The organism is Dyadobacter sp. HNCC25DJ185, assembly GCF_056895195.1.
Window position 1 is genome coordinate 129,566 of the sequence record NZ_JBXHAR010000007.1, and the last position, 14,591, is coordinate 144,156.

The window sequence follows — 14,591 nt, forward strand, 5'->3', positions numbered from 1 at the left end:
GGGAAGCTCGCTATTTATTTCGCCGGTAAGCAGCGATTTTGGAATATAATTCCGCCGGACTGAACGGTTTGCTGATATAATCATTCATGCCCACAGTAAATGCAAGATGCTTGATATCCATCATCGCAGAGGCGGTGAGTGCAATGATCGGCAACTGAGTGAATTTTGGGTCAGGAAGTTGTCTTATTTTCGCAGTTGCTTCATATCCATCCATTTCCGGCATTTGCAGGTCCATTAACACGAGATCGAAATCCTCATTCTGCACTTTTTGAAGAGCAATCAGGCCGTTTTCCGCTACATCGTAATCGATCTCCCATTGCTTCATAAAGTTTTTCATTAACAGCACATTAATGGCGTTGTCTTCCACAATCAGCAGCCTGAGGCCTTTTAAACTGAACGTGTTGACAATCTTTCCGTTCGCTTGTTCGGCAAGGTGTTTTTTGCTGATTTTTAGCTTAAGGCTGAAGTAGAAAACAGACCCTTTTCCGGGTTCACTGTCGACGTAAATATGGCTTTGCTGTAATTCTAAAAGCTTTTTGGTAATCGTCAGACCTAGTCCCGAACCGCCGTACTTGCGGGTAGTGTCCGATGTGGCCTGGGTGAAGCTGTCGAAGATATTCCCAACTTTGTCGGCAGGGATTCCAATGCCGGTATCCTCCACCCTGAAATCGATCGTAACGTCGTCTTCTTCCCTTTGGGATACCTGGGCCACAATATTCACTTTGCCGGCCTCGGTGAATTTGACGGCATTGCTGACCAGGTTGGTCAAAATTTGCCCCAGCCTGACCGGGTCGCCAACCACTGTAATGTTGATGTCATTTTTAACCGAAAGTTTGAGCTGGATACCTTTTTCATTCGCCCTGGGCAGGATCCCCGACCGGATATTTTCCAGTAAGGAGAGCATATTAAAATCAACTTCTTCAAACTGAATTTTGCCTGCCTCTATTTTGCTGAAGTCGAGGATATCGTTGATCAGTACCAGCAGGTTTTCGGCGGAAAATTTCAGGATGTTCAGGTATTCCATCTGTTCAGGCTTGGGGTCCTGCTGAAGAAGCAGGTGTGTGAAGCCGATTACCGCGTTCATGGGCGTCCTGATCTCATGACTCATCGTGGAAAGGAATTGCGACTTGGCCACAGCGGCCATTTCTGCCTCCTCCTTGGCCTGGATTAGTTCCTTTTCCGTTTTTTTCTGATCGTCGATATCCATAATCGCACCGTACAACTTAGTCACCTCGCCGTTCTCGTTCACAAACGGCTTGCCGATGGCATGGATAAATTTGATTTTGCCATCCGGAAGTACGATCCGGAGATCGAAACTGGCAGGAGTAAGGCTATTGATTGCATCCCTGATATGGGATCGGTAAAGCGGCAGATCGTCGGGATGTATCATCCCTGAAAAAAGCTCCGTTTCCGGGCCCCTGCTGTCGGGTTCCAGGCCGAAGATCCGGAAGGTTTCATCCGACCAATAGTTCCTGCCCGTTATCAGATCAGCCTCCCAGCTTCCGCTATGAGTGAGTTGCTGTGTTTCGGAAAGCATGGCCTCACTTCTGCGGATCGATTCCTCGGCACGTTTCCGGTGCGATATATCATGCCATACCACCAGCAGTACTTTTTTATTGCTGATCACAACCGGGTTCAGAGTAACTTCTACCGGGAACTCCTCACCATCCATTTTTTTATGGGTCCACTCGAAACGGTGGTAGCCTGTTTCGTAGGCGATCCGGTCCATCTCTGCCGATTTTTCAGCGGATTTTTTTCCATCGGGCTGATATTCAGGTGAAAAATGCGCCGGGTGGATCGATAGCAGCTCGCTTTTATTCTTGCATTTCAGCATCTTAACTGCCGCCTGGTTGCAATCGATGATCCCGGTGTCGTCGAGAAGCAAATGCGCATCTGTGGAATATTGAAAAATAACACTCAGCTTTTCTTCTAACAGTTTTTTTTCACCGAAGTCATGTAACGTATCTCCCAGCCTTGGCGACTGATCTTCATTGGTGATCAGATCATCGATGGCATTCAGAAACCCGACCATTCTTTTGGGCTTCCCATTTTCAAAGCGCACATTGCCCCGGCAGGAGAAGTAACGGTAGCCACGGTCTTTCGTTTTTAGTCTGACTTGAATTTTGTAAGGCACGTTGTTTTCCAATCTCTCCCTGACGGCGATAACCACCATGGGTCTATCATCCGGATGGATCAGATAGTCCATGAGCGTCTCGAAGCTGGCCGGAATTTCGTCAGCGGCATATCCCAGCAGCTCAAACATGCGGTCCGACCATACTTGATGCCCTGTCTGAAAATCCCAATCCCAGATGCCTGCTTCAATGTCGGAAGCAACCATTTCCAAAGCCTCTGGTTCGAACTTGGACTTCATGGTTATTAAATAGAATTAATTCGAGTAATTTAACATAAAGGCAGTATAGGCGCTTCTTTAACCCATTGGTTTCCATTTCTTTTGGCTTTTTTTGCCAACCCATACATTTGAAGCCCGATGATCCCGGTATGTATACTTTCAAGGTACAAACTATCTGGCCGTTCTTCAACATATAAGTTTTTTAATGGCCTGTACCCGGTTGTTTTTGGCGACCAACCGGAAATTTGCTCTCCGGACAACGAGAACGAAAAACAGCATGATTCTGGTCAATTTTTTCGAAATGAAAAGAGAAAATCATTTTAGCCCATAAACCTTGCGAATTACTATTTAATAATCTTACTTTGTCTATCAAATTTATAGACTATTAGTTCGGCGGACGGATTAACCACCAATCAGGCCTTTTTCATTAAAATGTATCGCATCATGAAAACTGAAGATTTACATCTTCCTCAGATTTTTTTTGCCAGCTGTGAGGTGGTTGCCAGAGACTCCCATTGGATTACGGCATTAACATTCACCAATCATTTTGTTGGCCTGAAAGGCTCTTAAACCGGTTCCCACTGGATTTTTAAATACGTTCTCTGCATTGCTGGCTTGCCAATATACGGTCCATAATTTTGGCACCGACTTGTCCGGAGAGCAGTGCCAAAAAATAACCTTGAACAGATTGACCTGATTGGCGCCGAGCTTTCCCAAGTCACACCGGAACTAACGCGGCCGTTGATCTTATACCAAACCAGTAACATGAAAAAATGGCTTTTACTTTTCGCGACGACATTATGTTTCGCGCAAGTGAGATCGCAGGACGACCGTCCGAATATTTTATGGATTGTCAGTGAAGATAACACCACGCTGCTGGGCAGCTACGGAGATCCATTCGCGACAACACCTAACCTGGACAAATTTGCCTCTGAGAGCATCAGGTATAAAAATGCGTTTTCCACCGCGCCGGTTTGTGCGCCTTCACGGAATACATTGATCACGGGGATGTACCCACCTTCGCTGGGTACCGAACATATGCGCAGCGTTTACCCGGTACCCGGCTTTGTGAAGTTTTTCCCGAGGTACCTCAGGGAGGCGGGTTATTACACGACCAATAATGCTAAAAAAGATTACAATACGACAGACCAGCCGGAAGCCTGGGACGAGTCGAGTACCAAGGCAACCTACAAAAACCGTAAGCCGGGTCAGCCATTTTTTGCGGTTTTCAATCTGAATGTCTCGCACGAAAGCTCGCTGCACGAGCCGGCCAAATCCCTCCATCACGATCCCGAGAAAGTTCCGCTGCCACCCTATCATCCGGCAACGGCAGAGCTTAAACACGATTGGGCTCAATATTACGATAAGCTGGAGGAAATGGACCGGCAGTTTGCGGCCTTGCTGAAAGAGCTGCAGGACGAAGGACTGGCTGATCATACCATCGTGTTTTACTATGCCGACAATGGCGGGGTGCTGGCAAGGAGCAAGCGGTTTATGTATGAGTCAGGCCTGCACGTGCCGCTTATCGTTCATCTGCCGCCCAGGTACGCACATTTATCGAAGGACAAACAGGGCACGGTTTCGGACAGACTGGTTACCTTCCTGGACTTTGCACCAACCGTTCTGAGTCTTCTTGATATTCAGATACCGGATTACATGCAAGGCAGGGCCTTTTTGGGTAAGCAACAGAAACCGGAGCCGCAATATGCCTACGGATTTCGCGGAAGAATGGACGAGCGTATCGATATGTCGCGGTCGGTGAGGGACAAGAAGTTTCGCTACATACGTAATTACCTGCCTAATAAAATTTACGGACAATACCTGGAATATTTATGGCGTGCGCCGTCGGTAAAATCCTGGGAAGACCTCTATAAGGCCGGGAAGCTGAATGCCGATCAATCGAAATTCTGGGAGCCAAAGCCAGCAGAGGAGCTGTTTGATGTAGACTCGGACCCTCACAATGTCCATAATCTGGCCGGCGACCCGAGGTATAAGTCGGAGCTTGTCCGGCTTAGAAAAGCCAATGACCAATGGGTTCGCAGCTTGAAAGACGTCGGATTTATACCTGAGGCGATGTTATTTGAAATTGCTAAAAAGACGCCATTATATGATTTTGCCAGAAGCGGGAAGTACGATCTAGAAAAAGCCGTTGCGACAGCGGATATTGCCTCCTCCCGAAATCCTGCGCAAGCAAAGGAACTGATCAGGAGATTAAGCGATCCGGACCCGGTAGTGCGGTATTGGGCCGCGACCGGCCTCACCGTTTTGAAGGAAAGCACTGCAAAAGCGTCACTGATTAAAACTTTGAGCGATCCGGAAATTGCGGTTCGCATAGCAGCTGCGGAAGCGCTATATGTGACGGGGACCGACAAGCAATCGGCTATCGCAACCCTCACGGATGCATTGAAAAGTGACAATCCGTATGCGCGGCTGCAGGCGTTGAATATTCTGGACCTGACAGGCAAAGATGCAAGACCAGCCATTGACCTGGCTAAGAAGATTGCTGCCCAAAAAGCGGAAATGTTTGATTACGATATCCGGGCAGCGAAAGTGCTGGTGGAAAGGTATGAGAAAGGGGAGTAGTTAATACTATTCAGATAAAAAAGAGCCTTCCAGCGAATGAAAGGCTCTTTAAGTAAATGGGGGCTTGGCTTGTCCTTAGAAGATAAACTTCGTACTCAAAAAATTGGAAGTGTCCTCATGCACAATCTCGTTGATCAACTGCTTGTTGGCGTCGTTCATTTTGAATGCGACCAGGGAGCGGATCGAGAAGGCGCGGATGGCGTCGGGAACCGATAAGGTTCCTTCTGCGCTGTCTTTGCGCCCGGTAAATGGGAACACGTCCGGTCCGCGCTGGCATTGTGTATTGATGTTGACCCGGCTGACCTGATTTACAAGCGGATCTATCAGCGAGGCCACTTCATCGGCGTTGTTACTGAAAATACTTACCTGCTGTCCGTGCGTCGATTCGATCAGGAATTCGATCGTTTCTTCCAGGTCGTCGAACGGAACAACAGGAACGATCGGCCCGAACTGCTCCTCATGGTACAGCTTCATCTTGCTATTGACCGGGTAAACGACCGCGGGATAGAAAAACGACCCTTCGGACTTGCCCCCGTTCTCGTTGACTATCCGGGCACCGTTGGAAATGGCGTCGGTGATACAATCGTTGAGGTATTCGATCTTGTTGGTTTCCGGAAGCGGGGTGAGGGATACCCCTTTTTCCCATGGCATGCCGTATTTGAGTTCTGCGACAGCCGTACTGAACTTTTCCAGGAATTCGTCGGCCACACTGCGGTGCGCCCAAACAATTTTAAGGGCTGTGCAACGCTGCCCATTGAATGAAAGCGAGCCCGTGATGATCTCTTTTACAGCCAGGTCGATATTTGCATGGGGAGTGATGATCGCGGCATTTTTCGCATCGAGCCCCAGGACAGCCCGCAGCCGATTCACTTTTGGGTGGGACTTTTTCAATTCATTCGCCACTTTGCTGGAACCGATCAAAGTAAGCACATTGATCTTGCCTGACTGCATTAAACCAGGCACAATGGTATTCCCACGGCCGTAGATTACATTTACAACACCCTTGGGAAAACTGTCTTTGAACGCCTCCTGCAAAGGATAATGTAAAAGCGTCCCGAACTTCGGCGGTTTGAAAAGAATGGTATTGCCCATGATCAGCGCCGGTATCAAAGTGGTGAAGGTCTCGTTAAGCGGGTAGTTGAACGGTCCCATACATAATACCACACCCAACGGAGAACGGCGGACCTGGGCGGCAATGCCATCCACAATATCGAAGCCGGACGAGTCGCGATCCAGGTTTTTGAGCGAATCGATGGTAGCGTAAATGTATTCAACGGTGCGATCGAACTCTTTGACGGAGTCGGCAAAGGATTTGCCGATTTCCCACATGATGAGCTTGACAATGATATCTTTTTGTTCGATCATTTTGCCGGTAAATTGTTCCACGCAATGAATTCTTTCGGCTACACCCATGGTTGGCCACTCGCCACGGCCATTGTTATACGCAGCCACGGCAGCGTCGAGCGATTCTGCCGCTTCGGTGGCGGTGCAGATCGGATAGCTGCCGATGAGTTTGCGTTCTAACCCGCTTTCTGTTTTGATGCAGACGGGGGAATACACTTCGTGGACCGGGCCATTCCAGGGCTTCAACTCGCCATTGCTGAGGTATTCGCGCTGGTGGATGAGGGCTGGCAGGGAGAATTCCGCCGGAATGTCATTTTCTTCGGGGAAGATGTTCTTTAATGAGGCGTTGAAATCCATTTTAAAATTGACTAGGGTGAATAATAGGCAGGCACCATTTTCCGGGATTACCTTTTTTACCAGTTTTTGGTTCCTCTTAAAGGGACGACGTAACCACCGAATTTCTCTTACCCATCTTCAAAAATCGTGTGATCAGGAAAGCAGATGCCATTGTGAGTCCCATGATCAGGCCGAGCCACATACCGGATGCGCCCATGCCGAAATGAAAGGCGAGTACATATCCGAAGGGGATACCAATCACCCAATAAGCAATGCCGATCAGGACCGTTGGTGTTTTTACATCTTTTATACCTCTTAATAACCCGGCGCCGATGGCCTGTGTACTGTCGGAAATCTGGAACAATGCTGCAAATAGCAAAAGCAGAGAAGCCAGTTTTACGACTTCCGTATTGTTGTTGAAGGCAAGGGGCAGTTGGTTTCGGAATAGGACAAAAGTAATCGCACACAATGTACCATACACCAAAGCGGTCATAATCGTGCTTTTGCCGATCAGAATGATCTTGGTCCAATCGTTTCGGCCCAGGGCATTACTCACTCGGATGGATCCTGCCTGTGCCAGCCCCATCGAAACCATAAATGTGAAAGAAGCGCAACTCAGTGCAATCTGATGCGATGCTTGGGAAACCGCACCCAACGTGCCAATGATGATTCCGGATACCGCAAATGCCCCCGCTTCCATACCGATCTGCAGGCTGCTGGGAATGCCGATATGCAGCAGCTCGCGCCAGGTTTGGACTTTGAACTTCCACTGATGGGCACGCACTGCGATGTACTTTTCAAAAGTGTTATGTCGTAAAATCACATATCCCAGTGCAAGGAACATGCAGCTCCGGGTAATGAGCGTCGCCCAACCCGCTCCGGCAAGTTCCAATCTTGGAAAACCCCAGTTACCGTAAATCAGCAGCCAGTTGAGCAGTATGTTCAGAGGCATCCCGCCGAGTGAAAAGACCATGGCTGTCTTCGTTTGTTCAAGACCATCCGCAAATTGTTTCAAAGTCATGAACAGCAACATTGGAATAATCGAGAGGCCCATGAGTTTCATAAAGGGGATTGCCAGGGCCACTACCTCTGGATCTTGCCCCAGGTGGTTGAGAAGGTCTTTCCCGAAAACCAATGTGAGTGAAATAGCCAGGGCAGTGAGGGTACACAGGCAGAAGCCGTTATACAGATAATGCGAAACCTGCAGCGCGTCACGGCGTCCGTTCGCCAGCGAAACCATTTGTGAAACAGAGATCGTCATGCCGATTCCAATCACGAAGGGAATGTTCATGGCGTTGATAACCAGTGCCGCAGCGGCCAGTTGTTTATAGCTGATGGCCCCAACCATGGCGCTGTCAATCAAGTGCAGGGCCATCTGGGCCAGTTCTCCAATGATAATCGGGAAGGCTAATTTTAAAGTTTGTGATGCTTCGTTTTTCATGGACGGTGAGGATTGCTAAAAAGTCCGCAAAGTTAGGCAAATACGGGTCAGCCTCAGAATCTTTCATGTTAATATCAGGTAATAAGGAGTAAAAACAAGTGAAAAACCGGTTTCTTCATTATCAAAACTTACAATCGATTATTGAAAAAATATTACAAAAGCCAGAATGGGTACTAGGAGAATTTTATCAAAGGGTGCATGGGCCGGAAGGGGATTTATACGCCTGTTTTGCGTATTCATGATTACAATTCAGGCGTTTGTAGCCCATAAAGGTGCTTTCGCGCAAAAGGAAGGCAAACTGAAAGTGATTGGCAGGATCGTCGACGCGCAAAATAACGGGCCGCTGGGCTACGCCAGCATACGGTTATTCAGGACTTCGGATAGTACTTTTGTAAGTGGGGCGATTACAGATGAAACCGGCGGTTTCTCGGTGGATATTGTCGCCGGCTCATACTATTCACTCTCTGAATTTATTGGGTATAAGCCCCGGATCACGCAGGGGATTCAGGTAAATGCGGCTAATTCCCCGTTGAATATCGGCTCTGTTCAGATTACGGCGTCAGCCAGAACATTGGACGAGGTTACGGTCCAGGCAGAGAAGAGCACCATGGAATTGTCGCTGGATAAAAAGATCTTCAACGTTGGAAAGGACCTGGCAAACGCCGGTGGCACGGCGGTCGACATCCTTACCAATGTGCCCTCTGTGGCTGTTGACGTGGAAGGTAACGTGAGCCTGAGGGGGAGCGGCAATGTACGTATATTGATAGACGGTAAGCCGTCGGGCCTGGTTAGTATCAAAGGTGCGAGTGGTCTGGCACAGTTGCAGGGCAGCATGATCGAGCGGGTGGAGATCATTACGAACCCATCGGCCCGGTACGAAGCGGAAGGTATGGGCGGGGTGATCAATATTGTTCTGAAAAAAGAAAGAAAAGAAGGGATTAACGGGTCTTTTGACATCATTACGGGTCATCCGACCAATTATGGTGCCGCTGCCAACGTGAATTACCGACGTAAAAACCTGAATTTCTTTATCAATTACACCATGTCTTACCGGAATACGCCCGGCAGGAATTATGTGTACCAGGAGTTGTACCGGAATGATTCCACGTTCATCATGGAGCGCAATATGCGGAGCAACCTGAAGGGCATGAACAACAGCGCCAGGGGAGGTATAGACTTTTATTTCAATCCCAAAAATATACTCACAGGCTCGTACACCTGGCGGACCAGCAAAGGCAAGCGTTTCTCGAACCTGAATTACCGCGATTATCTATCGAATGTCGGCAATCTTACAGCTATTACGAACCGCACCCAGGATGAAACAGAAACAGAACCGAACTCGGAATATTCGGTTACTTACAAAAAAACATTTGACCGCAAGGGACGTGAGTTTACATTCGACGTGAGGTATCTGGACAACTGGGAGAACTCCGATCAGTATTATCACGAGAACGTTTTCAAACCCGACGGTTCGCCTTCTGGTATTCCGCCTCTTTTGCAAAGGGCAGTGAACTATGAAACTGAAAAACAGCTGTTGTTTCAGGCTGATTATGTTCATCCGTTCGGCAAAGACGGGAAATTCGAGGCAGGTGCGCGGAGCAGTTCCCGCGATATGACGAATGATTATACCGTTACCCAGCAGACGAGCGATGGCGGCTGGATTACCTTACCCAACCTCACCAATGATTTTCTGTACGAAGAAAATATCAATGCTGCCTACGGGATTATAGGCAATAAGACTGGCAAATTCTCTTATCAGGCAGGCGTGCGTGCGGAATGGACAGGGGTAACGACGGAACTGAAACAGACAAAAGATGTGAATGCAAGGAAATATGCCAACCTCTTTCCCAGCGTACACGTCACCTACGATTTTGCGAAACAGAATGCATTTCAGCTAAGTTTTAGCCGTCGGGTACGCAGGCCGCAATACAATGACCTGAGCCCTTTTGCGACTTACAGCGACAACCGTAATTACTGGAGCGGCAACCCGGACCTCAACCCTGAATTTACCAACGCATTTGAGCTTGGGCATATTAAATACCTGAATAAGGGTTCAATCACGTCGTCCGTTTACTATCGTCATACCAATGGCAAGATCATCAGTATCAGAAGGGTACAGGACAATGGAAGTTCCTACACACGTCCGGAGAACCTGGGTACCGAGGATGCGTACGGGCTCGAATTTACGAGTTCATTTGTGCCGTATCCCTGGTGGAAAATGGATGGAAGCTTCAACTTTTTCCGGGCGATTACCGATGGTACCGGATTGGACGAGGATTTTCAAAGTGATACTTACAGCTGGTTCGTGAGGGCTATGTCGCGGTTTACACCTTGGAAATCAGCGGATGTACAGCTGCGCGGCAACTACGAGGCGCCTCAGCAGACACCACAGGGAAGAAGAAAGGCACTCGCGACACTAGACCTGGCAGCTACCCGGGATATTCTCAAAAATAATGGGACGCTCACATTGAGTGTGGTGGATGTTTTTAATTCGCGCAGGTACCGGTCGATTACAGAAGGGGCAAACTTTTATGCACGGAATAGCTCCCAGGGCCGTTTACGGCAGATTAACCTGACTTTGAATTACCGTCTCCATCAGGCGAAGAAGAAGCCAAAAGAGAGCCTGGAAGGTGAATTTTAATGCGAATTAATTTTATTAAACGGTAAAAAATGATAACTTGAATTGATTTTGAGATTGTTAGCTTGTGAAGCCAACATTAGGTTTACAGAATGTTTTGATCAACGTGAATGTTATCTACTATCTTTCTTAATTTTGGATTATGAGCGCAAAACCGAATAAATCAATATTTCTTGCAGACGACGATGCAGACGACTGCATGTTGTTTGAAGATGCTTTAAGGGAAGTTAGTAACTCAACGGAACTTTTAACCGCGAATGACGGTGTTGAGCTGATTAACCTGATGGAGACAACCGTCCCGCCCCCGCCTGATGTTATTTTTCTGGATTTGAACATGCCCAGGAAGAACGGTTTCGAATGTCTTGAGCAAATTAGAAATACCAAGGGCTGGGAGGGTATTCCGGTAGTGATATTTTCCACAACCGGCCAGGAAGAAATGGTCAAGAAAGTGCATGAAAAGGGCGCTAATTTCTTCATCAGAAAACCAGGTTCTTTCCCAAAACTGAAACAGGCAATCAAACAAGTTCTCGATATCGATTGGAATCAGCATCATTGGAAACCAGTTGCCGAAAACTTTTATTACCAATATTAATCCCCCGATTTATTCACTTATTAAATTTGCAGATACTCTTTCGAAATTAGTAAGTGAGCAAATTAACCGAGTCCGGCCAGACCAACCAGCAACCTGCTCATAACCAAGGTCTGGGGCATAACCCGGCTGGCGACAGCGAAAGCAGATTCAGGAATATCATGAAGCAAGCCCCGGTAGGAATAGCAATTCTGAGGGGTGAAAATTTCGTTGTTGAAATGGCCAACGATTCATATTTGAGGGTCGTTGACCGTAGTGAAGAAGAGTTTGTGGGCAAGCCGCTTTTTGATTCACTACCGGAAGTGAAAGACTCCGTTAGTCCCATTTTGGCAAATGTCCTGAAAACCGGTGCTCCTTATCACGGAAATGAGTTTGAGGTTACCCTCAGGCGTTTTGGCCAACCTCAGCAATGCTATTTCAATTTTGTGTACCAGCCGTCTTATGAGGAAACCGGTGATTTGACCGGCATCGTTGTCGTGGCCACAGAAGTTACCGACCAGGTTCTGTCCAAGCAAGCATTACAACGCAGCGAGAACCAGTTTCGCAATCTTGTAACCCAGTCCCAGTTTGCCAAGGCCATCTTCAAAGGGGAAGATTTTGTGATCAGCATCGCTAATGAAACCATGCTCAAAAATCTGTGGCGCAGAGAACTGAGCGATGTGGTGGGCAAAAAGCTTTTTGATGTATTTCCGGAACTGAAGGACCAGAAGTTTGCTAAGATATTGCAAGACGTTTATCAAAAGGGGACGATTTACAAAGAGAATGAGGCACTCGCTTATGTGGATGGTCCGGGTGGTGTAATGGCTTATTACCTCGACTATCAGTATGCCCCGATTCTGGAAATCGATGGAAGTGTTTCGGGTATAATGGTGTCCGTCAATGATGTAACTGACAAAGTCAGGTTTCGGCAGCAGATCGCCGAGGCAGCCGACCGGCTCTCTCTGGCTACCGACGGGACTAAGCTTGCGACCTGGGATCTTAACCTTCAGACGTTGGATATCATACATTCCGGACGGCTTGCGTCGATATTCGGTTACCCGGAGTCGAGTGTGTTCACACATAGTGAATTACGGGACCATGTTCATCCGGACGACAGAAAAACCATTGTTGAAAAAGCATTTGATATCGCCCTCGAAACGGGTACCTATTATTACGAAGCCAGGATAATCCATCCCGACAAGTCTGTTCATTGGGTGAGAACCCAGGGAAAAGTTCTATACAAAGAAGACCATGTTCCGCATAGGATGCTGGGAACGATGATGGACATTACGGACCGGAAGGAAGCGGAGCTGGCATTGAAAACCAGCGAGGGTAAGTTCAGGACATTGGCTGATTCGATGCCCCAGTTCGTCTGGACGGGCGACGCGGATGGGCATCTCAATTATTTTAACAAATCAGTTTATGATTATTCCGGCCTTACGGCCGAACAGATCACCGGAGAAGGATGGCTGCAAATTGTGCATCCGGACGACCTCCCCGAAAATATCCGTCTCTGGAATATATCGGTGAAGCGCGGAGTTGATTTCCTTTTGGAACATCGTTTCAGGAGGGCCGACGGAGAATACAGATGGCAACTGAGCCGAGCCATCCCCCAAAAGAATCCCGATGGCAGCATTCAGATGTGGGTAGGCACAAGCACGGATATTCACGACAGCAAAATATTCATTGACCAGCTGGAAGCAAAGGTGCAGGTCCGTACCAACGAACTGACTATAGCCAATAATGAGCTGATCCGGACAAATATGGAACTCGCCCAGTTTGCCTATGTGGCGAGCCACGATCTTCAGGAACCTTTGCGAAAAATCCAGACCTTTGCGACACGCATCCTTGAAACTGAAAGTGAAAACCTTTCGGAGAGGGGCAAGGATTATTTCAACAGGATGCAGGCGTCTTCCACCAGAATGCAACAATTGATCATTGATCTGCTGGCATTTTCCCGCGCCAATGCAGTCGAAAAACATTTTGAGCAAACGGATCTGAATGTCGTGCTGAAAAATGTGAAGGAGCAACTCAATGAGTTGATCGTTCAGAAAGAAGCTACGATTCTCAGTGAAAAGCTGCCAACGAGGAACGTCATTGTATATCAGTTTGAACAGCTTTTTATGAACCTGATCGCTAACTCCTTAAAATTCACCAAAAAGGGGGTTAAACCTGTCATTGACATCCGGACCGGGCACATTCGCGGCGAATTCATTCCATTGCCTGATTCGGATCATTTCCGGACTTACGAATTCATTTCGTTTTCGGACAATGGTATTGGCTTCGAGGAACAATTTAAAGACAGGATATTTCAGGTATTTCAACGCCTGCATAGCCGTAGCGCCTATGAGGGGACGGGGATAGGGCTCGCAATTTGTAAAAAGATAATAGAAAATCACAAAGGGCTGATAGACGCGGTGGGAAACCCAGGCGCAGGCTCCACTTTCATTATCTATCTTCCGCTGGACTAGTTCCTGATCCTGTTTTCTGAAAAGTGACGGCAATGCCCGCCAAGATAACCGTTCCTCCCACGATCATCTGCAGAGTGACCTGTTCATTGATAAAGGCCCATGCAAATAAGCCGGTTACGAGAGCCTGGCTCAGGAGGCTTAAGGAAACCCGCTTTGCATCCATTTTTTTGACGGCATAATTGATCGCCAGCCAACCTGCCAGCTGGCAAATCAATCCCTGTACCAGAAAGACGAGCCAGATGGTAGGCTTAAAGCCAGTTACCGGTTGTTCGAAAAAAAGGCAGATCAGGAAGAGATAAAAGCTGGAAACCGCCATATTGATGGTCATGAAGCTGACAATGTCAAAGCGGCTCAAAACGGTTTTGCTCACGAGTATATAGGAGGCATAAAGCATTCCCGACAGAATAGCAAGGGCAAAACCCTTATCCAGTCTCATTTCAGAAAAAGCTTCCCAGCCTATCAGAATAACCATGCCGGATAGGGCGACCAGTGTACCGATCCAGAAACGAGGTCTGGGCTTGTCGGGCAGAAAAAGGAACGTCGCTATACCAACCCAGACAGGCGATAAATTGGTAAGCAAAGTGGCTTGGGTCGCATTGGAATAATGAATGGAGAGGTTCCACACCGCAATATCTGTTGCGAAGATCAAGCCGCAAACCACAATAGGAACCCAGAGTGCTTTATCAGGCCAATTGAATTTTTTTGTAATAAAAACATAGGGCAAGATCAGGACGAAGCCGAAAAACATCCTGTAAAATGCGGAGGTTATCCCAGAAACGGGTGCCCATTTGACCAGGACCGGAAAAATACTGATGCTAACGATTCCTATGATCAGACAGACGCGGGGATTTGGCATAAAT

The 14,591-nt window shown here is 47.8% G+C and carries 8 protein-coding genes; 4 read left to right on the forward strand and 4 right to left on the reverse strand.

Going from position 1 to position 14,591, the window contains the following annotated elements:
* Positions 1-10: 10 nt before the first annotated feature.
* Positions 11-2,371, reverse strand: coding sequence for a PAS domain-containing protein (locus tag AC1XUF_RS20560; protein WP_483343709.1), 2,361 nt, complete (start codon positions 2,369-2,371; stop codon positions 11-13).
* A gap of 744 nt (positions 2,372-3,115) precedes the next feature.
* On the opposite strand from AC1XUF_RS20560, the gene AC1XUF_RS20565 reads away from it, so the two are divergent.
* A complete protein-coding gene (locus tag AC1XUF_RS20565; protein WP_483343710.1) occupies positions 3,116-4,933 on the forward strand; it encodes a sulfatase-like hydrolase/transferase in 1,818 nt (605 codons plus the stop codon).
* Between the two features lie 75 nt (positions 4,934-5,008).
* Here AC1XUF_RS20565 and AC1XUF_RS20570 read toward each other — a convergent pair whose 3' ends face one another.
* Both AC1XUF_RS20570 and AC1XUF_RS20575 read right to left on the reverse strand, forming a co-directional pair.
* Positions 5,009-6,634, reverse strand: coding sequence for an NADP-dependent glyceraldehyde-3-phosphate dehydrogenase (locus tag AC1XUF_RS20570; RefSeq protein ID WP_483343711.1), 1,626 nt, complete (start codon positions 6,632-6,634; stop codon positions 5,009-5,011).
* 76 nt (positions 6,635-6,710) lie between these two features.
* Positions 6,711-8,054 (reverse strand): MATE family efflux transporter, encoded by a 1,344-nt coding sequence (locus tag AC1XUF_RS20575; RefSeq protein ID WP_483343712.1) that lies wholly within the window; start codon positions 8,052-8,054, stop codon positions 6,711-6,713.
* A 238-nt stretch (positions 8,055-8,292) separates the two neighbouring features.
* Between AC1XUF_RS20575 and AC1XUF_RS20580 the strand changes: the two genes are divergently transcribed.
* The 3 genes from AC1XUF_RS20580 to AC1XUF_RS20590 all read left to right on the forward strand — a co-directional run bounded on the left by AC1XUF_RS20580 (position 8,293) and on the right by AC1XUF_RS20590 (position 13,731).
* Positions 8,293-10,695 (forward strand): TonB-dependent receptor domain-containing protein, encoded by a 2,403-nt coding sequence (locus AC1XUF_RS20580; RefSeq protein WP_483343713.1) that lies wholly within the window; start codon positions 8,293-8,295, stop codon positions 10,693-10,695.
* Between the two features lie 139 nt (positions 10,696-10,834).
* On the forward strand, positions 10,835-11,284 hold the full coding sequence (locus AC1XUF_RS20585) for a response regulator (protein ID WP_483343714.1): 450 nt from the start codon (positions 10,835-10,837) through the stop codon (positions 11,282-11,284).
* Between the two features lie 53 nt (positions 11,285-11,337).
* Entirely contained in the window at positions 11,338-13,731 is a 2,394-nt protein-coding gene (locus AC1XUF_RS20590; RefSeq protein ID WP_483343715.1) for a PAS domain-containing sensor histidine kinase, read from the forward strand.
* On the opposite strand, the gene AC1XUF_RS20595 is transcribed toward AC1XUF_RS20590, so the two are convergent.
* A complete protein-coding gene (locus tag AC1XUF_RS20595) occupies positions 13,709-14,587 on the reverse strand; it encodes a DMT family transporter (RefSeq protein WP_483343716.1) in 879 nt (292 codons plus the stop codon). The two genes, AC1XUF_RS20590 and AC1XUF_RS20595, sit on opposite strands and share 23 nt — an antisense overlap.
* Positions 14,588-14,591 lie beyond the last annotated feature (4 nt).